Here is a 20,926-nt window from a genome sequence, read left to right as displayed (position 1 = left end):
ACACCATCAAGGTGTTCTACAATCCCAGCGAGTGAAACGCCCCCTGCCGACGCCGGCGGTGGACGGCCGGGCGGCCGAACCGACCGCCGACCTAGTGAAACAGGCGTCCCGGTCCCTCGATACCCACGCCCGCGGCCCGGCCGAGGTCCCACACGGTCGCCCCGTTGCTCGTCACCACCGGTATCCCCAGATCGCTCTCCAGCGGCCCGACCGCCGACAGCGTGGGGTAGTTCGTACACGAGACGAAGACGGCGTCCACGTCGGGATCGACGGAGGCGACCTGTTCGGTTACGTCGTCGGGTGCGAGCGCACCGATCGCGGTGTTGTCCTCGATTCCCAGCCCCGCGATCGAGACGACTTCGTACCCCGCCGCTTCGAGATACGCCCGTTCGCGGGCGTTCAGCTCCTCGTTGTACGGTGTGCGCACGGCGATTCGCTTCGCGCCGAGTTCCTCTAAGGCCCTGTCGACCGACAGGGCCGTGGCGACCGCCGGCCCGTCGATCGCCGCCGAGAGCGCTTTTTCTAACTCCGCGTCGAACCCGGGGCCGTGCAGCAGGCTCCCGGTCGTACAGGCGTAGGCGACCGCGTCCACGTCGGCATGCGAGAGGAGTTCGGCACACTCGACGGCGCGGTCGCTCATCGAGTCGAGCGCCGCCGCGGTGACCGATTCCAAGGGCATTCGGCTGGCGTGAACCGAGACGTCCTCGGGTACGTACCTCGGAAACTCGCGCTCGACGGCGGTGTTCGAGGAGGGGACCACGACACCCAGCCGGCGCCACTCGCTCATTGGGCCACCCCGTTCTCGCGGTCGTTTTCTTCGAGTTCGCGGTCCCGATCGTCGGGATCGCCGTGACCGCCGCCACCAGGCGTTTTCACGGTGATCAGCGCCCCGGCGGGGACGTCCCGCGTCGTCTTCGCCGGGACCGGCTCCCCCGAAATCAGGTTCTCGCCCGGCCGCCCGTCCTCGCCGCCCGCGACCCCGCGGGGGCCGTATCGGCGCCGTTCGGTGAGCAACGAGACGGTCGCGGGCTCCGCGAGGCGCACCGAGCGCACGAGACCCACTCCACCGCGATACCGCCCGCGTCCGCCGCTGTCGGCTCTGAGTGCGTACTCCTCGACGCGCATCGGGTACTCGGTTTCGAGGGACTCGACGGGCGTGTTGAGCGTGTTCGTCATACCCACTTGGACGCCGTCCATGCCGTCCTTCTCGGCGCGCGCGCCGAACCCCCCGCCGATCGTCTCGTAGTAGGCGAATTCCCCATCCCGCCCGCCGATCGTGAGGTTGTTCATCGTCCCCTGGCCCTGTGCGGGCACGCGGTCGGGTGCGGCCTTCGCGAGGGCGAGGAAGACCGTATCCGTCACTCGCTGGCTCGTCTCGACGTTTCCGCCCACCACCGCCGCCGGGGGCCGCGGGTTCAACAGCGATCCCTCGGGGGCCCGTACCGAGACGGGCGCATAGCAGCCGTGGTTCGGCGGGATCTCTGGGTCGGTCACGCAGCGCACGACGAAGTAGACGGCGCTTTTGGCCACCGAAAGCGGCGCGTTGACGTTTCCGGGGACCTGTTTCGAACTCCCCTCGAAGTCCACGTCGATCGCCTCGCCCTCGACGGTGACCGTCGCTTTGATCGGGATGTCCCCGTCGGTGATCCCGTCGCCCTCCAGGGCGTCGATCGCGTCGTAGCTCCCGTCGGGGAGCTCGTCGATCTCCGCTTCGATCCGCTCGCGGGAGTACTCGATCACGGCGTCGAACCCTTCTCTGACTACGCCCTCCCCGTGTTCGGAAAAGAGGTCTCCTAACCTGTCCTCGGCACGGTCGTTCGCGGCGAGCTGGGCGCGCAGGTCCGCGCGGCGCTCCCCGGCGTTCCGGACGTTCGCGAGCAGGAGGTCCATGACGTCGTCGTTGGTCTCACCCGCCCGCTGGAGGCACACCGCCGGCAGGCGAAGCCCCTCCTCGTAGATCTCGCGTGCTCCCGCGGGCATGCTCCCCGGGGTCGACCCGCCGACGTCGGCGTGGTGGGCTCTGGAGACGGCGTAGCCGACGATCCCCTCGTCCACCGTCAGCGGCGAGACCATCGTGATGTCCGGCAGGTGCGTCCCGCCCTCGAAGGGATCGTTCAGCACGTAGACGTCCCCCGGCTGTGGGTCCTTTTTTCGGACCGTCTCGACGGCCTCGGGCATCGCACCCAGGTGGACCGGGATGTGCTCGGCCTGTGCGACCATCCGCCCCTCCGAATCGAACAGGGCGGTCGAGCAGTCCCGGCGCTCCTTGATGTTCGGGGAATAGGCCCCCGTGATCAGCACCTGTCCCATCTCCTCGGCAATGCTTTCCAGTTGGTTTCTGAGTATCTCCAGTGTTATCGCGTCCATCAGTCCTCCCTCCGTGCGGTGAGCGTTCCGTCCGTCTCGACCGTCCCGACCCACTCGGGGGGCAGGACGGTCGTGCTTTCGGCCTGTTCGAGCACTGCGGGCCCCGCGACCCGTTCACCGGGTGCGAGCCGATCTCGGTCGTAGATCGTCGCCTCGTGGCGACCTCCGCCCGGGAAGTACGCCTCGCGCGTTCCGACCACGGGATCGCCCCCGCCCTCGTAGCTTACCGGTGGCGCCTCGCGGGGCACCGTCGCCGTCGCCCGGAGGTTAACGAGCTCGACGGCCTCGTCCATTCGATAGCCATAGGCCTGGTTATGAGCCGCGTGGAAGCGCTCTTCGAGCGCCGCGGGGTCGAACTCGCTCAGGGGGACGGTGATCTCGAAGCTCTGGCCGACGTACCGCAGGTCGGCCGCCCGCTCGATCGCGGGTTCGCCGGTTGCGGTCTCCTCGCGGACCCGCTCTTCGAGGTCCGCATACACCGATTCGACCGCCCCCGAATCGGCCTCCTCCAGGGGGGCACGGTAGGTTCTAACTGCGTCGTGTTTCTCGTCGGCGGCGAGCAGGCCGAACGCCGAGAGTACCCCCGCTGGTCGGGGAACGACCACCCGCTCGATGTCCAACGACTCGGCGAGCGATACGGCGTGCATCGGCCCCGCGCCGCCGAAGGCGACCAGGCCGAACCCGCGGGGGTCGTAGCCCCGCTCGACGGTGACCGCCCGGACCGCACGGGCCATGTTCGCGTTGGCGACGCGATAGACGCCGCGTGCGGCCTCCAAGGCGTTCTCCAGTCCGGCCTCCTCGGCCAGGTCCTCGAGGACGTCGTGGGCCGCCTCGACGTCGAGGGTCATCTCGCCGCCCAGCGCCGTCTCCGGGCCGATGTATCCCAGTACGACGTTCGCGTCGGTCACCGTCGCCCGTTCGCCGCCCTTGCCGTAGCAGGCGGGGCCGGGCTCAGCGCCCGCCGAGCGCGGACCGACCCGCAGCGCCCCGCCCGGATCGACCCAGGCGATCGAGCCGCCGCCGGCTCCCACGGTGTTGACGTCGACCATCGGGGTCCCGATGGGAATCCCGTCGATCTCCGCGTCGGTCGTGCGCTCGATCTCGCCATCGCGGACGAGGCTCACGTCGCTCGACGTCCCGCCCATGTCGARGGTGACCAACCCCCCTTCTTCGGGGACCGTCGCTCCCGCGCCGACGACGCCCGCGGCCGGCCCCGAGAGCACGGTCGTCACCGCGTGCTCCCGCACGGTGTCGGCCTCGGCGGTTCCCCCGTTCGACTGCATGATCCGGGGGACCGGAACGCCCGCCTCCGCGGCGCGTTCGGCGAGCCGCCCGACGTAGGAGTTGATCGCGGGGGTCACGTAGGCGTCGACCGCCGTCGTCGAGCTTCGCTCGAACTCCCGGAACTCGGCAAGCACCTCACTGGAGGTCGAGACGGGAACGTCGAGCGCCTCGCGCAGGAGTTCGGCGACGCGGCGCTCGTTGTCGTCGTGTGCGTAGGCGTGCAGCAGACAGACCGCGACGCTCTCGACCCCGTCGAGTTCGCGTGCGAGCTCGCGGACCTCACCCTCGTCGATCGCCCGCTCGATCCCCTCGGGAGTGGCGCGTTCGTCGAGCTCGTAGCGCCGTTTGCGGGGGACGAGCGCCGCGGGTTTCTCGGCGTCTAGGTCGTAGAGATCGGGCCGGGCCTGCCGGCCGATCTCCAGGACGTCCCGAAAGCCCTCGGTGGTCACGAGCGCCGTTTTCGCCCCGTCGCGTTCGAGCAGGGCGTTGACCGAGACGGTCATCGCGTGGCTGAAGGCCGCAATCTCGTCGGGATCGATCCCCGCCTCCTCGCAGGCCTTCTCGATCCCGGCCATCACGCCGACGCTCTGGTCCTCGGTGCTCGGTACTTTCGCCGTCGTGAGGTCCTCGTCCGTATACAGCGCCACGTCGGTAAACGTGCCGCCGACGTCGACCCCGATGTGTGTGTCATGCATCATAGTGCAACGATGTCGTACAGCGTCTGCAGCCCGATTCCGATCACGACGAGCGTTACGATCCCGCCGAGCGCGTTCTGCAGGGTGGAGTTCGTGTGCTCGCCGAGCAACGCGTCGTTGTTCATCGCGTAGATGAGGAACACCGCCAGCACGGGCAGGAGGATCCCGTTCGCGACCTGTGCGAAGACGATCACCTGGACGGGATCGTAGCCCAGCCCCGAGAACACCGTCCCGGTTCCCAGGATGGTGAGCCAGATCGCTCTGAACCGCGTGGATGTCAGATCGACGTCCCAGCCCAGCGCCCCGGCGGTGGCGTACGCACCCGCCAGCGGCGCGCTCATCGCGCTCGTGAAGCCGGCCGCGAAGAGGCCGATCGCAAAGAAGGTGAGCGCGAACCCGCCGAAGACGGGTTCGAGCTGGTTCGCCATCTCGCCGACGTCGCCGATCTCGGTGCCGGCGGGGAAGACCGCGGCGGCGGTAATGACTATCGAGAGGGTGATCGCGCCGCCGAAGAGTACCGAGGCGATCGTGTCGGTGCGACATTCCGCGAGGTCGTCCGGTCCGTCCCAGCGTTCCTGGACCGTGCTCGCGTGCAAGAAGAGGTTGTAGCCGACTACCGTGGTCCCGATCAACCCGGCGATCAGATACGCCGATCCCTCGGGGACGGCGGGGACGAACCCGCGACCCAGTGCACCGAGATCGGGCCGAACCATGATCGCGTTCGCGACGAAGGCAAGCCCCATGACGACCACCAGTACAACGAAGGTCCGCTCGATCAGTTCGTAGTTCCCGCTCCAGAGCAGTGCCGCGGCGACCAGCCCGATGAGCGGCCCCCAGACGCTCGCGTCGATCCCGGTGATCGTCGCCAGCCCGGCCGCGCCGCCGACGATGTTCCCGGTCTGGAAGGCCGCAGTGCCGATCCCGATCGCGCTCACGACGAGCACGACGCTTGCGCCCTTCGCAACGGGGTTGTCGAACTCGCCTCTAAGCGCCTCGCCCAATCCCGCCCGCGAGACGAGGCCAAGTCGGGCGCTCATCTCCTGGAGCACGATCGTCGCGACGATCGAGAAGACGATCGTCCAGACCAGAACGTACGCGTACTCCGCACCGATCACGCTCGCAGTCGTCACCGTCCCGGGACCGACGAACGCCGCCGCGACGATCGCCCCCGGACCGATCGCCTTCAGCCGGTCCCTCAGTGCCATTCGTTCTCACCCATGCTATGAACTCACGAACCCGCTCACGAGGTATCAAGCTTGTTGAGACCGGTGCATACTCGGGACAGCACCCGTATGAACCGTTCATTCGTCCAGTTCGTGGCTGAGAAGCGCCTTCGCGACCCCCTCCTCGACGACGAGGTCGAACGGGAGATCGGCCGTCGAGCGCTCGATGAACCGCAGCATGAACCGTTTAGTGGGCTCGGAGGGAAAGACGACGTGATACGTCCCGTTCTCGACCCCGCGGACGGTGAGAAAGCCACACAGCGAGAGCCATTCGAGGACCTCGCCGAGGTCGGAAAAACGCTCTGCGTACTCGGCGGCGTGAAAGTCCGCGACCCGGTCGGCTGCGGCCCGGAACTCGGGGTCAGGCTCGCCCTCGCGGTAGACGTGATCGAGAAAACAGTGGAGGAAGTCCACGTCGAGCAGGACGTGCTCGCCGGTCGAGAGCAGGCGGTGGTACTGCTGGAGGTCGGCGCTCACGTCGGTCTCGGCGGCTTCGAGGTTCGCGGCATAGAAGGTCAGCGCCCGGCGGAGCACGGCGCTTTGGCCCTTTCCGGTTTCAGCAAGCAGGCTGTCGAGGGCCGCACGCGACTCGGCGTCGAGCGAGACGGTCACGCGGTCGGTCATGCCGGATGGAGGCTCCTACCGCGGGTATAGTTCACGATCCGGTCGGACCAGCCCGGTGACATCCACGAGCGCCAGGAGTCCCAAGCCGATCACGACGACGGTGACGAGAACGCCGGGAACGTTCTGGCGGGGCGTGTTCGTGTACTCGCCGAGGATCGCCCGGTCGTTCGGTAGGTAGATGCTGGCTCAGAAGGAGCCGCGCCGGTAGAGGAACAGGTCGATCCCCGTGAGCACAAGCGCGAGCGCGAGGATCCCAGTTCCGGCGGTCGGCTCGCCCAGCGAGAACGTGTAGGCTGCGAGGCCGAGCAACAGCAGGTCGAGAACGCCGATCATGAGGAGCATTCCGCCGAGACCGCCCGACCCCTCGTCCGTGCTCTTGCCGTCGTCTGCACGCTCGCTCATGCCTTCTCGTTCGACCGGACGCTACTAACGGTTCTGCTCGCTCAGTTCGCCGTGCTCACGATCTTGATCACGTCGCCCTCCGAGAGTTCGTGGCCCTCCCCGATCCGCCGGTTCGAGCGGGCGTCGACGGCATGGAGATACCCCTCGCCGATGTCCGAGTGGACGGCGTAGGCGAGGTCCTTCGGCGTCGAGTGTGCGGGAAGCAAGAAGGCGTCGGGGAGGACGTTGCCCTGTCCGTCCGTCCAGCGTGTCTCGTTCTGGACGGGGTAGGCCGTAAAGCGATCGAGCAGGTCGTAGACCGCGCTGTCGAGGGCCTGCTGGACGCCGGTGCCGCCGTACTCGATCATGGTGTCGCCGAGTTCCGCCAACCGCTCTTGTTGGGCTCCGCTGAGATCGCCGAGGACCTCGAAGTCGGGGTCGCCCGGATCGTAGGCGATCAGGCCCGCTTCCGCGCCCTTCCGCAGGGCGAGTTCGCCCTCCGCCGTGGTCGGTATCACGTGGCGACCCGCCTTCTCCCCCGCTTCGCGCAGCCGGTCGAGGTTCTCAGCGGGTGCGATGTCGGCCTTGTTCGCGGCGACGAGAATGGGTTTCGTCCGGGCCCGAACCAGCCGGGCGAGCCCTCTCCGATCCTCGTCGGTCCACTCGCGGGGGTTCTCGGGATACTCCAGTTCTCGGAGGACGACAGCGACGTCGGCCTCGCTCGCGCCAAAGCCCGTGAGGACATCAGAAATCGCCTCGTCGATGTCGAACCCCGGCGAGCGCGACTGGCGCTCGACGCCCTCCCAGTTCCGGGCGACGATCCCCGCGAGCCAGCGGTCCATCTCCTCTTCGATGAAGTCGATCTCCTCGACGGGGTCGTAGCTGCCGACGTCGACGGGTTCGCCCTCGGCGTTGGTTGCCCCGGAGGCGTCGACGACCGTGATGATCGCGTCGGCGTTCGTCAGCGCGTCGAGAAACTGGTTTCCCAACCCTCGGCCCTCGTGGGCGCCCGGGACGAGGCCGGCCACGTCGATCAGCTCGACCGGGACGTAGCGTTTTCCCTCGTGGCAGTTCTCCGTTCCACAGCGTTCCTCGCGGGCGAGACAGGGACAGTCGGTGCGGACGTAACTCACCCCGCGGTTGGGGTCGATCGTGGTGAAGGGGTAGTTCGCCATATCGACTTCGGCGCGAGTCGCGGCGCTGTAGAAGGTGGATTTTCCGGCGTTTGGCTTGCCGGCGAGCGCGAGCGTGAGCATACCGGTGGTATCCCCGAGCGGGCCAACTGCCTTTCGGTGGGGCCTAGTCGTCGGCGAGGGACTCGCGCTCGCGTTTGACGAACGGCTTTGCGGTCAGCCCCTTCCGGCGGGCGTCGAGCTCCGAAAGCCCGTAAATGACCGCCACCAGCGTCCCGATCCCGACCGGGATGAGGACCAACTGAGGCAGGCCCGTCAGTCCGTAGAGGGCGTAGACGAACGTGGCGACGGTCGCGGCGGTCAACGCGTAGTAGATCTGGGTGCGGACGTGATCGATGTGGTCGGCCCCGGCGAACGTCGAGGACAGCACGGTCGTATCGGAGATGGGCGAGCAGTGGTCGCCGAAGATCGCCCCCGAGAAGACCGCACCGGTCGCGACCGCGAGCATCTCCGGGGTACCCCCCGAAACCTCCCACGCGAGCGGGATCGCGACGGGAGTTACGAGCGCCATCGTCCCCCAGGAGGTACCGATCGAAAACGAGATGAACCCGGCGGCAAACAGGATCACGATCGGCAGCAGCGTCGGCGTGATGAATCCCGCGGCGATCTCGGTCACGTACGTACCGGTTTCGAGCGCCCCGGCGACCGCGCCGATCGACCACGCGAGTACGAGGATCGCGATCGCATGGAGCATGATGCCAAAGCCATCGAGCACCGTCTCCATGGCCTCATCAAGCGAAAGGATACTGTAGGACAGCGCGAGCACGAGCGCGGTCGCCGCCATCGCAAAGGAACCCCAGACGAGCGCGCCCATGAAGTCCGCGCTCTCTGCCATGTCGATGGCCGACGCGCCCGGCGAGTAGCCGCTCCAGATCACGCCGACGGCGACGACGGCCACCAGCGCGAGGATCGGGAGCGTGAAAAACCGGAGCTGCGGATCGTCGACCTCGACATCGCCGAGGTCATCTTTCATGCTCTGGAGGGGCTGGGCACCGTCGCGGTTTACCTTCCCCGTGCTCTGGGCGCGGTGTTCGGCGTCGAGCATCTCGCCGAAGTCCCGTCGGGTGATGACGATCACGCCGACCATGAGGATCGCGAACAGACAGTAGAGGTTGTACGGGACGCTCCGGACGAACGTGAGAAACGCCGAGGGCGCGACGTCGCTGATCCCCGCGGCGTCATACCCCGTCTGAATCATGCTGATCTGGTAGGCAACCCAACTCGATATCCCGAACGTCGCGACCGGTGCGGCGGTCGAATCCAGCAGGTAGGCGAGTTTCTCGCGGGACATGTTCGTTTCGTCGGCGATGTCCTTCATCGAGGAACCGACGATGGCGGTGTTGGCGTAGTCGTCGAAAAACCAGACCAGCCCCAGAAGCCACGTCGCGATTCCGACCTTTCTGTGTGAATCGAGTCGGCTGGTCGCGTAGTTCGCGACCGCGAGCGACCCGCCGATCCGCCAGATCAGTGCGATCCCCGCGCCCAGAAGCGAGACGAAGACGATGATCTGTGCGTGAAAGACGTCCTCGCCGATTGCGCTCACGATCCAGTCGAACGTCTGGACCACTCCCAAACTACCCGAATAGATGATCCCTCCTGCCCATACCCCGATGAACAGCGACAGCAACGCCCGCCGAGTGATGATCGCCAGCGCGATGGCGACCAGCGGCGGTGCGAGCGACAGTGCCCCGAATTCAGTTGGCATACTCCCCTGTATTCAAGCTAGGTGTTAACACTTTCGACGCGAGCGACAGTTCACTTTTCATCTTTAATCCAGAAAAGTCGAATAATAGACCATAGATTCGGAACGTTAATTCCCATTCGTCGGTGTGAGTGTGTCGGTCTCTCTCAGTTCGCGTATCGGTCGGTTTTTGCTCGGAAGCGTCTATGGCGACGTATGGCCAGCGGATTTCTCGACCACGACGCGCTCGTTGAGGCCCTCGACGATCACTCCTTCGAGCGCCCACCCGTGATCGTCTGTAACGCCCACATCACGGGGTTGGGCGTCGCCCGCGCGCTCGCGGCCAACGACGTGCCCGTCATCGCCGTCGATCGCAACCGCGACGGGGTCGCGCCCTCCTCGACGGCGGTGACCTTCGCCGGCGAAGTGACGTATCCCCTTGACGATCTGGAGGGGTTCCGGGAGGACGTCGAGGCCATCGCGGCGGCCGTCGAGGGCGAGCCGGTCGCCTTCGGCTGCATGGACGAGTGGGTTCACGCCTTCGCCGACGCCGAACCCGACGGTGTGTGCCTCCCCTTCGCCGACAAGGAGGTCGTCGGTCGCGTTCTGGACAAGGAGTCGCTGTACGGACTCGCCGAGGACCTCGGGGTGCCCTACCCCGAAACCTACCGTCTGGCGGGCATCGGCGAGGAGTCGCCCGACGCCGCTGATGCGCTCGGCGACCCCCTCGAACCCGAAGCGATCCTCGCCGAGCTCGCGTTCCCGTTCGTGATCAAGCCCGCACGCAAACGCGAGTTCGAGGAGGCCGTCGGGACGAACGTCATCGAGGTCGGTAGTGAAGACGAGTACGCGGAGGTAATCGCGACCGCCCGCGAGGCGGGGATTCGCGTGATGGCCCAGGAGAAGGTCCCGATCGCGCAGGGCGAGGACTGCTCGCTTGCCTCGTACGTTCCCCCGAGCGGCGATCCTCTCACGTTCGTCGGCAACCCGCTCGTGCGCTACCCGCTTTCGTTCGGCACCTCGTGTGTCGTCGAACGGGTCGAGCGCCCGGAGATCGAGGAGCGCGCCCTCTCGGTGCTTTCTGCGACGAACTATCACGGCATCAGCGAATCGGAGTTCGTCTACGACCGCGAGCGAGGGGAGTACGTCCTGCTCGACATCAACACTCGCCCGTGGAAATGGATCGGCCTTCCCGTGGCGGCGGGTGCGAACCTCCCGATGGCCGCGTACGCCGACGCGACGGGCACGGAATACGACTCCAAGGAGGTCGCCGACGCGCGCTGGGTCTACCTGCCCGACTACCTCGAACTGCTCGCGACCGACGACACCTTCGGCGACGTGCTGAGCGAGGCCCACTGGACGGCGCTCGTCTCGGGGGCCTTCGAGGACAGCGACGACCTGGCGACGGGCGTCTACTCCCCGAGCGATCCCGGTCCCACGTATGACGTGATTCGAGCGAAATTCGGCGGGATCGAGTACTACTGCTCCTGCTAGGGGACCTTTTTACTCCTCGGGGTCGCGAAGCGACCCTCTCGGAGCAAAAATCTCCTCCAAAAAACCGCGAGCGTGGAGCGCTCGCGGTCCACACCGCGTTGTTCACTTCCCCTCGCCGCTATCAGGCGGCTTTTGGCGGCGGCGTCCGACCTCCCGGTATGACGGACGAGCGAATGGGGCTCAACCTCTTTACGATGAACTCGGTCGAGCACGTCAGCGCCGGCTCCTGGCGCTATCCAGGCGACCAATCCCACCGGTATACCGACCGGGAGTACTGGACCGAGTTGGCGCGCACGGCCGAACGCGGCGGGTTCGACGCGATCTTCTTCGCGGATGTGCGGGGGATCTACGACGTCTACGATGACGGTCGCGAAACGGCGATCGAGCGGGCGGTCCAGACCCCGTCGAACCACCCACAGGCGCTGGTGCCCGCGATGGCCGAGGTCACAGACCACCTCGGCTTTGCGATCACGCGCTCGACGACCTACGCCCATCCCTATCAGCTGGCCCGCGAGTTCTCGACGCTCGACCACCTCACCGACGGCCGGGTGGCGTTCAACGTCGTCACCTCGTATCTCGACAGTGCCGCCCGAAACCTCGGGCTCGAACAACGCATGGATCACGACGGGCGCTACGACCGCGCGGCGGAGTTCATGCAGGTCTGTTACCGCCTCTGGGAGGGCAGCTGGGACGACGATGCCGTCGCTCGGGACCGCGAACAGGGCGTCTACACTGATCCGGAGAAAGTGAGGGAGATCGACTTCGAGGGCGAGTATTTCGACGTTCAGGGCCCCCACGGCTGTGAGCCCTCCCCCCAGCGGACACCCGTGATCTATCAGGCGGGTTCCTCCGAGCGCGGGCGCGAGTTCGCCGCGAAGAACGCCGAGGCGGTCTTCACCAGCCAGCCCACAGAGAAGGGCGTAAGGGATTACATGGCCGATATGCGCGAGCGAGCCGCCGAGTGCGGTCGGGATCCCGACTCGCTCGACTTCTTTGCCGGACTCGTCCCGATCGTCGGCGAGACCGCGGAGATCGCCCAGGCCAAACACGAGAGCTACAAAGAGACCATCGACGTGGAGGCGACCCTCGCGCTACTCAGCGGGTTCATGGATATGGACCTCTCGGAGCTCAACCCCGACCAGAAGCTCGAACACATCGAGACCGAGGCGATTCAGGGTGCCGTGAACGCCTTCACGAAGAGCGACCCCGATCGCGAGTGGACGGTGCGGGAGATGGCGCAGTTCGCCGGGCTCGGGACGACCTCGCCCGTCGTGGTCGGCCCGCCCGAGGAAATCGCCGACGCCTTCGAGCACTGGTTCCACGAGGTCGGCGTCGACGGCTTCAACGTCAAGGAGGTGATCAGGCCGAACAGCCTGCGTGATTTCGTCGACCTCGTCGTCCCCGAGCTACGCGAGCGCGGGCTGGTTCGGGGAGAGTACGAGGACGGGACGCTGCGCGAAAGCCTGACCGGCCGCTCGGAGCTCGCGGAGGATCACCCCGGCAAGCGAGAGGCGATATCCGCGATGGGGCTACGAGAGCTATAGCGAGGCGGCCATCATCACCTCGTCGACGTACTCGCCGTCGATCTTGTAGTGGCCCTCCCGCACCGCCTCGACCTCCCAACCGTGGTCTTCGAGGAACTCGATGGCCCCCTCGTTCGTCGAGGGGATGCTCTGATAGACCCGCTCGTAGCCCTGCGAGCCGGCCCATTCGAGGCCGCGTTCGAGCAGGTGGCCCCCGAGACCGTGACCGCGATACTCCTCTAAGACGCCCGTCGTCAGTTCCGCCGTGTGGGAGAGTTTCTCGATCTCCGGCGACTGGAGGTGCGTCCAGCCGACGACCTCGTCGTTGACCGTCGCGACGAAGAACACGCGCGACTCGACGTCGTCCTGGCGGAGCAGCTCGCCCTCGTGGTCGAGTTCCTGGGCGACCGTCTCGGCGACGATGTAGGTGCGTTTCTCGGCGACCTGCCGGAGGACACCGAGAATACCGGAGAGATCGGCCTGACGGGCGGGCCGGACGTGGAACTCGACCCCGTCGCGGGTGAACTCCTCTTCCTCGCCTTCGAGTTCGGGGACGACCTGTAGCCCGCCACCCAACGCCTCCTCGACGAGCCCGTTTCGCTTCAGGATCGCGACGTGGTGGCGGAATCCGCCGGGATCCTGCGGAAACGTCGCCTCCTGGACGTTTCCGTAGTCCGTCGGGCCGTGATCCTTCAGATACGCGTAGATGCGTTCGCGGTCGCCGTGATCGAGATCCGGTTCGGTCTGGGCGTTCATGAACAATGATACCACACCACGGATCAATAATCTTGCGTCCGCACCTATCGGCGAGTCGGCACGTGGGTGAGGAGTTGGGCGGTGTCCCGAACGCTGTGGGTCTCGACGAACAGTTCGGCGGTCTCACGGACCGAGAACGCCGCGTCGATCCCGGCGCCGTAACACAGCGCGTACAGCTCTAGCCATTCGTTGAGCGCGTCCTCGAGCGCGGCGTGTTCCGCCCGGGAGAACCCCTCTCCCGAGGAGCGCGCTCCGATGTAGAGTTCCAGGACGGGCCACAGCCCGTCCGTGAGATACGAAAGCGCCCGCTCGTCCGGGTTCTCGGGAGGGACGAACCGCTCGCGTTCCTCGTGGGCGCGCTCCGCGAGCGCCTCGATCCGCTCGTGGCGGCTCTCGCCCTCCGCGTTCATCCCTCGCGGAACTCGACGCCCTTCCCGCCACGCGGGTGCTCCCAGCGGGTGTCTGCGACGATCGCACACGTTCCGCACTCGACGCAGGGTTGGGTGTCGAGGCTGATCAGACGTTCCTCGTCCCCGTTGGTCTTGACGACCTCCTCGCGGTAGCAGCCCCCGCCGAAGTCCTGCGCGCTGACTGGACAGGCGGTCACCGCCGCGCCGCTTGCCTCGACAGACGAATCGAGCAGTTCGATATGCGGGTTGCCCACGTCGGTGTCGTAGGTCAACTCGCCGATCCGATCCGCGAGGCTCGGAGGTTCGACGCTATTCTCGCCCTCGACGGGCTGGCCTAACTCCTCGGCGATGACGGCCGGAAGCGTCACGTAGGGCGTCGCGGTGTCCGGTACCATCATCGAGAGGTACGGCGAACTGTAGAGTCGTTCGAGCCCGTTCGCCCGCGAGAGCGCGCGAAGTGCCGTTCGGCCCACGCGGGAGTCGACCACTTTGTCAGAAAGGTTCGCGACCGGCCCGCGCTCGCCCAGGGCGCTCGCGGCCTCGTAGCGTTTGGGCCTGAGTTTCGCCATCACGCCCTCGTCACGGAGGCGCTTCGCGTAGCGCTCGCCCGCGAGGGTCCGGTCACCCCGCGAGCGCGCCTCGACGAACGCTTCCGCCGCCAGCGCGCCCGCCGTCACCGCGTGGTTCATCCCTTTGATGATCGGCCCCTGGGCCTGCATCTGCCCGCCCGCGTCGCCCACGAGCACGAGTCGGCCCTCGCCGGGCTCGGGGTTGGCGACCTTCTTCGAATCGGGTACGAGCTTCGCGCTGTACTCGCGTTCGTGGTACTCGTCGCCGAGCCACTCCCCCAGTAGCGGGTGAGTGAGCAGCGCGTCGAGCAGTTCGTGGGGTTCGGCCTCCTCCGCCACCAGCGAATCGAGGTGAAAGACCGTCCCGATCGACAGTGACCCCTCGTTGGTGTAGAGGAAACCCCCGCCCCGGACGTCCGAGAAGAGGTCGCCCGAGAAGAGGTGGGCCTCGCCTTCATCACTATCTAACCCGAATCGCTCGTCGACATCGGGAAGGTCCACCACGGCCTTGACGCCCTGGAACCACTGTTCGGGCTCCTCCCAGTCCATCAGCCCGGCGTCGCGAGCCAGTTCGCTGTTGACGCCGTCGGCCGCGACGATCAGGTCGGCAGTGATGGGATCGAGTTCGTTGCAGGTGACGCCGACGATCTCCCCACCTTCCCGCAGGAGTCCGTTGACCCGCACCTCGGTCAGTAGCCCGCCGCCGGTCTCACGGGTCATCTCGTGGACCCGTTCTGCGAGCCACGAGTCCATCTTTCGCCGGAGCACCGCGTCGCTCCACTCGGTGTCGTGTTCGTGGAGGTCCGTGATGTCGAACGTCTTCACCTTCTCGCCGGCGACGTTGTGAAGGTAGTAGTCGGTGATCGGGCGTTCGGCGGCCTCCTCGCGAAAGCCTGGAAAGAGGTCGTCGATCGTGTACGGGGCGGATTCCTCGGCGTAGAGAAGCCCTCCGGAGACGTTCTTCGAGCCGGCGTCGACGCCGCGTTCGAGGACCAGCGTCTCGACGCCGTTTCGCGCGAGCGTCGCGGCCGCCGCGGCACCGCCCGGTCCGCAGCCGACGACGACCGCCTCGTAGTGCTCGTACTCCTCGCTGTCCTCGTCGGCGGACGCGACCTCGCCGCGCTCGATCGCCTCCGCGGGCGCGTTCTCGGTCTTCTCCGCGGGATCGGCGTTCGTGGCCATTCAGTCATCACCTCCCTTGGACCGCCGGTCTGCATCGGGTCGGGAACCCCCGGTGCCCTCGCCGCCGTCCGCGACGGCCGCAACCGGCTCGCCGCGCTCGATCGCTTCGGTCAATCGCGGAAGGACCTCGAAGAGGTCGCCCTCGATGAAGTAATCGGAGAAGTCGCGGATGTCGGCCTCGGGGTCGGTGTTGATCGAGACGATCGTCTCGGACTCGTCCATCCCCACCTTGTGCTGGATCGCGCCGCTGATCCCCGCGGCGATGTAGAGGTCGGGCGCGACGACCTGGCCGGTCTCGCCGATCTGGCGCTCCTCTTTCGCGTAGCGCTCGACGTGGCCCTCGAACTGATATGAGGAGGTGACGATCCCGCGGCTGATTCCCAGATCGGCATCGTCGAAGGCGTCGACCAAGTCTAGACCCAGTTCCATTCCCTTCGTGGGGTCGTCGCCGATCCCGCGCCCGAGCGCGACGATCACCTCCCGTCCGGTGAGGTCCACGCCGCCCTCGAGGCGGTCGTGGTCCTCGATCTGCACGCCGAACCACTCCTCGTCGAGGGTCGCCTCGAACGCCACGACCTCGCCCTCGCGCCCGACGTCGGGCTCGGGCAGGTCGAAGCTACCGGGAATGACCGACGCGCCCTGCGGGTGGAACTCTCGACCGGGCGCGTCGAGACAGAGGATGGTCGAGTACTCGAACCCCGAGAAGTCGGGCCGTTTCATGTGGAGCACGCGCTCGAACTCCTTCTTGTCGCCCGCCCCGCCTGTCTTCGCGGGGTTCGAGATGACCGTCTCCTCGATGTACAGCCCTGAACAGTCGCTGGCAAGCCCGCTGTCGAGTTCGGCCTGCACCTGCGCCGAGAGATCCCGGCCGTTGTTCGTCGCCGGGAACAGCACGTACCGGGGCTCGTCGTAGACCTCGCCCTCGATCGTCTTCCAGTCGGCGTCACCTCGCGAGTCGTCCCACTCGCTTCCCGACCCGGCGCGTGCCATCTCGCAGAAAACTTCAGTATAGGGTTTGTGGTAGAACCGCTCCAACCGTGGGTCCTCGGTGTAGATCGCCACGTCCGCACCGTAGGCGATCGTCTCTTCAGCAAGCCCTTCGACCGAGTCGCCGATCACGACCGCGACGACGCGCTCGGTCTCTCCGTAGGAGTCGTTGTACTCGTCCATCAGCTCGCGGGCCTTCCCGAGCATCTCCTTTGTGGCGTCGATCAACTGCCCCTGCTGGGTCTCACAGTAGACCCACATGTCCCGGTAGCTGCCCCCCTCCAAGGCCTTCACGTACTGTTTGTCCGCCGTCGGGTGGTCGAGATCGGGGTGTTTCTCCTCGGGCGGGAGTCGTTCGGTTTCCTCGCCATCCTCGCTTCCCTGGACCGATTCGAGCTGGCTCTCGATCAGCCGTTTTGCGGTCTTTCGGTCCTGCCCTTTCTTCTCCTCCTCCAGCAGGACTTCGAGCTCGTCGACTGCGTCGATCTTCCGCACGACGTTGCCCAGTTCCGCGACGGTGAGTTCGCTCGGGTCGATCTCTTGGGGGCCCTCCTTCTCTTCGGCTTCGACCTTCTCGATCCGGCTGACGAGCAGCGTTTTGACGTCCTCGCGGTTCGGCCCGCCCTCCTCGAGTTCGAGCATCTCCTCCAGTTCATCGAGATCCTCGACCTCCCGCACCTTCGGACCGAGCTCCGCGATCTCATACTCGCGCGGATCCATCTCGCCCATCGTCAGTCACCCCCCGCGGCGGCGCGGTCAGTGTACGGAAGCAGTTCGTCGAGAACCGATTCCATCCCCGCCTCGTCGCCGGGTTCGACTACCGTCGCTTCGCGCTCGGAGGGTGCTTTCGGGATCGGATCGACACCGGAAACGATAGTCGGCGAACCATCCAGCCCGATGTAGTCGGGATCGAGGTTCAATTCGGTGTGGTCCCACGTCGTCAGGTGGTCTTCATATGACTCGGCACGCGCTTTCGTCTCCTCGCGGCGGTCCTTGTAGGTGAGTCGATGCTGGGCTTTCCTGTACGTCGCCTCGAACTCGGGGTCGGTGACGATCATCGCGGGAAGCGGTGCCTTCACCGTCTCTATCTCCTCGATATCGCCCTCGACGAGCCGTTTCGCCCGCACCGTTCGCTCCTCTTCGTCCACGTCGAGTGCGATCACGTGTGTGAGGATCGGCCAGTCGAGACACCAGCAGGTCTGGGGACCGGTGTGGCCGGTCTCGCCGTCTGCGGTCTTGAAGCCCGCAAAGAGGAGGTCGGGCTGCTCCCGTTCCTCCGCGACCTTCTCGATCCCCGTCGCGAGCGTGATCGACGTCGCCCACGTGTCGGCGGCGGCCATCTCGCGATCGGAGAGCAAGAACAGTTCGTCGGCGTAGATCGATTCCATCGCCTCTTCGAGCACCTCGCCGTAGCCCGGCGGGCCCATGCTCATCACCGCGGTCGTGCCGCCGTGGCGCACCTTCGTCTGGAGGGCCGCCCGGAGCGCGAACGCGTCGTTCGGGTTCATCACCGTCGGGGTCTTGCCCCGCTCTAAGTGCCCCTCGTCGTCAAACGAGACCGCGCCCTCGCTGAAGTCCGGAACGCCCTTCGTGAGTGTGACTGTATACATACTTCCTCACCCCCTCATGTCCGCCCCGCTCGGCCGGCGTCGACGTCGATGGCGTCGACCGGACAGACGTCGACACACAGCATACAGTCGATACACTGGGCCTCGTTTGCCGGATCGGCCTTGATCTCGCTTTCAGGGTGGTCGGGCGTGTCCACCCACTCGAAGACGTCCACGGGACAGTCCTCCAAGCACGCGCCGTCGGCGAGACAGACGTCGAAGTCCACGGCGACGTGAGTGCCGTGGATTCCGAGTTGTTCTGGCTCTTCGACCGGACCCCACACGTCGTGGCCCCGGTGGGTATCTACCTTTTCGCGGTTCTCCTCGAACGTCGAATCAATGGGCATCGGTATCTGTTCACACGACAACTCGTCACTTAAATCACTCGGCAAACATCATCATCGTCTGTGACTTACTGCGGTGAGCCGTCGGGATCGGTCGAGAGGCCAGTGTGTACCTCGCCGCGTGCGCGGATCGTCCCGTCGACGACTCCATCGCGCGCCAGGTCGAGGTGTTCACACGAGATATCCCCCCAGATGCGCGCCTCGGCGGCGACGGTGACGGTCCCGCTGCGGGTCGTGACGTCCCCGTGAACGACGGCCCCGGCGGCGATCTCGATGTCGTCGCGCGCCCGAAGGCTCCCGAAGATCTCGGTGTCCTCGCCGACCGTGATCGATTCGGCCCGAACGTTGCCGTGCAGTCGACAGTCCCGCCCGATCGTCGCCGGGGTCGAGACCCGCCAGGCGTCGTCCGAGACGGTCCCACCGGTCGGGATCGTCAGCGGTTCGCGTTCCTCGTCCTCGTCGAACAGTTCCTCGACCAGTTCCTCTGCGGCGTCGTCCTCGCCCATCCGAAGCAGGTGGGTGAGGTACATGAACAGGAAGACGATCGTCGGCATCGGGTTCCGGATGACGATCCAGCCGCTGGCTTCGAACCCCTCGGCGATCTGGACGTCGTCGCCGATGTCCAGATCGCCACCGACGACCAGTTTACCGTCGATCTCGATGCGCTCGCCTAGGTAGGCGTCCCCGCCGACCAGTACGTTGTCCGCGACCGAACACCACGTATCGAGCCGGCAGTCGCCCTCGGCCTCGATGTGCCCGCCGAAGCGCACCCGCTCGCCGGCGACGACGTTCCGACCTCTGATCCCGAACTCGACGGTGCTCTGGGCGCCGACGAACACGTCGCCGTCGGTCACCAGATCGTGCTCTTCGACGACGGTACCGTCGGGAATCGAGAGCGCAGAGAGGGGGTCCGGCCGGAGTGACACGCCTTTCGTTCCGCGGTCTGCCCTCTTAAATCTCCTGTGGCGTCTGACGAGCGTCGGACGACAGGATCTTGGGTCTCGACGGTCTCTCTCGACCCATGACGACGATCTCCATCGACGACGAAGGCGTCGACGCCGTCTACGAAGGTACGGAGTTCCGCCTCGAACGCGAACTGATCGAAGAGGCGACCGAGAAACGCTACTGGGACGTCACCGACCATGAGATCCTCCAGATCATCGAGCGTGATCCCGAACTCTCGGGTGAACCTCGGCGCGTCGGTGATATCGTCCGGTAGGTTTTACCCCACGGCCGCCGAGCGCCCGGTATGGATCGCTCGACGCTCACCCACCCCGCCTTCCGCACCGCCGCCGGCACGCTCGCGGGGTACGGACTGCTCTTGCTCGTGATGACTCTCTTGCTATTTTTAGTCCCGTATGCGATCTTCGCCGGATTCTAGCGGACTGATACCTCGACTCGAACGGTCTTCGTATGACCGGACTCGGGGCCGATACCCGATCAGACGGCTACTATCGGTATCTGCTCCATCGCTGTAAATGGAGAAATATTACAATACAAAAAGTATTTAATATTATAAATATCTAAAATAAGTGAAATTCGAAACAGACGGCAGTTCATCGCAGCCGCCGCCGGATCGTTGGCTACTGTTGGCGCAATCAGCGGAGTCGGCACTACAAGTGAGGACGAATTAACGAAAGAGGAGATCAACGCTGCTGTACTCTCTGGAGCGGATAGGAACGGGGCCAATGGAGTCGAACAGGCCCTAATGGACCTCGGTCTTGATCCGACTGTCAAATCTGCAGCGCTCAGTGCGGCAGACCTCACTCAATCGGCCGATGATCTCGGCGAGCAGTCAGGCACTTCTCCGGTCGTCTCCCCTGACTACGTCTATGGTAATCCTGACTCCTCAAGCACAAGGCTCATCGTATCAACCGTGCCAGTCTATGGAGAACGTAACCAAGTACGGGCGACTGCTACGATGATGCTCAACGACGCGAAGTACGCCTTCAGAAACTCGTGGTTCTGCCCCGATGCGATCGGTTTCGGATTCATCAATCAGGACTGGGCTCCGGTGGGTACACCCAGCGTCAGTGTCACCAATGGTCACAACGCAAAGTTCACCGCACGAGACGTTGCACAGGACGCTCTCGCTGGGACGATCGACCTCAAGAATCGAGCACCTGCGTTCAGCCTTGAGGGATTCTTGCCCGACGCCACCGCGTCTCTTACTGGAAAATTCCAGCTCCGGGACGGCGGCGTAGCGTCCTCGCTCTGGGGGTCTTATACCCACACGTTCTCTCCCCTGCCGAACGGAGCAATCGAAAGTATTTCAGGCGGATACGGTGGTCTCGGCATTACGCTCGGTAGCAGTCCCGCGACTGCGTGGTGCAAGGCGAAGCCGGTAGATCCGAGAAACTCGCTGTAGAGTAACCACGAAACATCGAACCAACTCCTTCAAATACACTCAAAATGACACGGAACGATCTCATCGACCCGCTCTACTTGAAGGCGATCTGTTCAGCCATCTTATCGGTGTCGTTTGCGGTGATGGCGGCACCCATTTGGGCGACCGATCCCATGGGAGCGATCATGTTTTTCCTCCTGTTCGCGTTCGTCCTCTACTCGTGTGTCTGTCTGGTCCGTGCGGGCTCCTAACGACTCCC

General features: G+C 65.7%; 21 protein-coding genes. 6 read left to right on the top strand and 15 right to left on the bottom strand.

Annotation, left to right across the window (positions count from 1 at the left end; genetic code table 11):
- Positions 1–91 precede the first annotated feature (91 nt).
- The 8 genes from HACJB3_RS11935 to HACJB3_RS11900 all read right to left on the bottom strand — a co-directional run bounded on the left by HACJB3_RS11935 (position 92) and on the right by HACJB3_RS11900 (position 9,472).
- On the bottom strand, positions 92–787 hold the full coding sequence (locus HACJB3_RS11935; RefSeq protein WP_008415696.1) for a maleate cis-trans isomerase family protein: 696 nt from the start codon (positions 785–787) through the stop codon (positions 92–94).
- Entirely contained in the window at positions 784–2,367 is a 1,584-nt protein-coding gene (locus HACJB3_RS11930; RefSeq protein ID WP_008415695.1) for a hydantoinase B/oxoprolinase family protein, read from the bottom strand. Before HACJB3_RS11930 ends, HACJB3_RS11935 begins: the two co-directional genes overlap by 4 nt.
- Positions 2,367–4,346 carry a hydantoinase/oxoprolinase family protein gene (locus tag HACJB3_RS11925; RefSeq protein WP_013199518.1) on the bottom strand — a complete coding sequence of 660 codons (1,980 nt, stop codon included), beginning with the start codon at positions 4,344–4,346 and terminating at the stop codon, positions 2,367–2,369. Before HACJB3_RS11925 ends, HACJB3_RS11930 begins: the two co-directional genes overlap by 1 nt.
- The gene (locus HACJB3_RS11920; protein WP_008415693.1) at positions 4,346–5,551 is read right to left on the bottom strand and encodes an Nramp family divalent metal transporter; all 1,206 of its coding nucleotides are present in this window, start codon (positions 5,549–5,551) and stop codon (positions 4,346–4,348) included. Before HACJB3_RS11920 ends, HACJB3_RS11925 begins: the two co-directional genes overlap by 1 nt.
- Positions 5,552–5,647: 96 nt before the next feature.
- Positions 5,648–6,193, bottom strand: coding sequence for a ribbon-helix-helix protein, CopG family (locus HACJB3_RS11915; protein ID WP_008415691.1), 546 nt, complete (start codon positions 6,191–6,193; stop codon positions 5,648–5,650).
- A gap of 186 nt (positions 6,194–6,379) precedes the next feature.
- Positions 6,380–6,595 (bottom strand): hypothetical protein, encoded by a 216-nt coding sequence (locus tag HACJB3_RS11910; RefSeq protein ID WP_008415689.1) that lies wholly within the window; start codon positions 6,593–6,595, stop codon positions 6,380–6,382.
- Between the two features lie 41 nt (positions 6,596–6,636).
- Complete coding sequence (locus HACJB3_RS11905) at positions 6,637–7,830, bottom strand: redox-regulated ATPase YchF (RefSeq protein WP_008415688.1); 1,194 nt, start codon at positions 7,828–7,830, stop codon at positions 6,637–6,639.
- A 43-nt stretch (positions 7,831–7,873) separates the two neighbouring features.
- Positions 7,874–9,472 carry a Na+/H+ antiporter NhaC family protein gene (locus HACJB3_RS11900; protein WP_008415686.1) on the bottom strand — a complete coding sequence of 533 codons (1,599 nt, stop codon included), beginning with the start codon at positions 9,470–9,472 and terminating at the stop codon, positions 7,874–7,876.
- A gap of 192 nt (positions 9,473–9,664) precedes the next feature.
- On the opposite strand from HACJB3_RS11900, the gene HACJB3_RS11895 reads away from it, so the two are divergent.
- Positions 9,665–10,942: a carboxylate--amine ligase gene (locus HACJB3_RS11895; protein WP_008415684.1), complete on the top strand. Its 1,278-nt coding sequence runs from the start codon at positions 9,665–9,667 to the stop codon at positions 10,940–10,942.
- Between the two features lie 158 nt (positions 10,943–11,100).
- On the top strand, positions 11,101–12,486 hold the full coding sequence (locus HACJB3_RS11890) for an LLM class flavin-dependent oxidoreductase (protein ID WP_013199517.1): 1,386 nt from the start codon (positions 11,101–11,103) through the stop codon (positions 12,484–12,486).
- Here HACJB3_RS11890 and HACJB3_RS11885 read toward each other — a convergent pair.
- The 7 genes from HACJB3_RS11885 to HACJB3_RS11855 form a co-directional block, all read right to left on the bottom strand.
- Positions 12,481–13,221: a GNAT family N-acetyltransferase gene (locus tag HACJB3_RS11885; RefSeq protein ID WP_008415675.1), complete on the bottom strand. Its 741-nt coding sequence runs from the start codon at positions 13,219–13,221 to the stop codon at positions 12,481–12,483. The two genes, HACJB3_RS11890 and HACJB3_RS11885, sit on opposite strands and share 6 nt — an antisense overlap.
- Positions 13,222–13,265: 44 nt before the next feature.
- Positions 13,266–13,631 carry a hypothetical protein gene (locus HACJB3_RS11880; protein ID WP_008415674.1) on the bottom strand — a complete coding sequence of 122 codons (366 nt, stop codon included), beginning with the start codon at positions 13,629–13,631 and terminating at the stop codon, positions 13,266–13,268.
- On the bottom strand, positions 13,628–15,382 hold the full coding sequence (locus HACJB3_RS11875) for an FAD-dependent oxidoreductase (RefSeq protein ID WP_008415673.1): 1,755 nt from the start codon (positions 15,380–15,382) through the stop codon (positions 13,628–13,630). Before HACJB3_RS11875 ends, HACJB3_RS11880 begins: the two co-directional genes overlap by 4 nt.
- Positions 15,383–17,098 (bottom strand): electron transfer flavoprotein subunit alpha/FixB family protein, encoded by a 1,716-nt coding sequence (locus HACJB3_RS11870; RefSeq protein WP_081461317.1) that lies wholly within the window; start codon positions 17,096–17,098, stop codon positions 15,383–15,385.
- Positions 17,099–17,100: 2 nt separating this feature from the next.
- Positions 17,101–17,979: an electron transfer flavoprotein subunit beta/FixA family protein gene (locus tag HACJB3_RS11865; protein WP_008415668.1), complete on the bottom strand. Its 879-nt coding sequence runs from the start codon at positions 17,977–17,979 to the stop codon at positions 17,101–17,103.
- Between the two features lie 14 nt (positions 17,980–17,993).
- The gene (locus HACJB3_RS11860; protein ID WP_008415667.1) at positions 17,994–18,323 is read right to left on the bottom strand and encodes a 4Fe-4S dicluster domain-containing protein; all 330 of its coding nucleotides are present in this window, start codon (positions 18,321–18,323) and stop codon (positions 17,994–17,996) included.
- A gap of 65 nt (positions 18,324–18,388) precedes the next feature.
- Positions 18,389–19,246 carry a polymer-forming cytoskeletal protein gene (locus tag HACJB3_RS11855; protein ID WP_008415666.1) on the bottom strand — a complete coding sequence of 286 codons (858 nt, stop codon included), beginning with the start codon at positions 19,244–19,246 and terminating at the stop codon, positions 18,389–18,391.
- 95 nt (positions 19,247–19,341) lie between these two features.
- Between HACJB3_RS11855 and HACJB3_RS11850 the strand changes: the two genes are divergently transcribed.
- From HACJB3_RS11850 to HACJB3_RS11840, 4 genes are all read left to right on the top strand, one after another.
- Complete coding sequence (locus HACJB3_RS11850; protein ID WP_008415665.1) at positions 19,342–19,539, top strand: DUF5800 family protein; 198 nt, start codon at positions 19,342–19,344, stop codon at positions 19,537–19,539.
- Between the two features lie 30 nt (positions 19,540–19,569).
- Positions 19,570–19,701 (top strand): hypothetical protein, encoded by a 132-nt coding sequence (locus HACJB3_RS21075; RefSeq protein WP_008415664.1) that lies wholly within the window; start codon positions 19,570–19,572, stop codon positions 19,699–19,701.
- Positions 19,702–20,028: 327 nt separating this feature from the next.
- The gene (locus tag HACJB3_RS11845) at positions 20,029–20,688 is read left to right on the top strand and encodes a hypothetical protein (protein ID WP_013199515.1); all 660 of its coding nucleotides are present in this window, start codon (positions 20,029–20,031) and stop codon (positions 20,686–20,688) included.
- Positions 20,689–20,732: 44 nt separating this feature from the next.
- On the top strand, positions 20,733–20,918 hold the full coding sequence (locus tag HACJB3_RS11840; protein ID WP_008415659.1) for a hypothetical protein: 186 nt from the start codon (positions 20,733–20,735) through the stop codon (positions 20,916–20,918).
- Positions 20,919–20,926 lie beyond the last annotated feature (8 nt).

The sequence above is a fragment of the Halalkalicoccus jeotgali B3 genome (assembly GCF_000196895.1).
In the GTDB taxonomy this organism is placed as follows: Archaea; Halobacteriota; Halobacteria; order Halobacteriales; family Halalkalicoccaceae; genus Halalkalicoccus; species Halalkalicoccus jeotgali.
The sequence above is the reverse complement of the archived record's forward strand: the minus strand, read 5'-3'. Positions and strand labels throughout refer to the sequence as shown.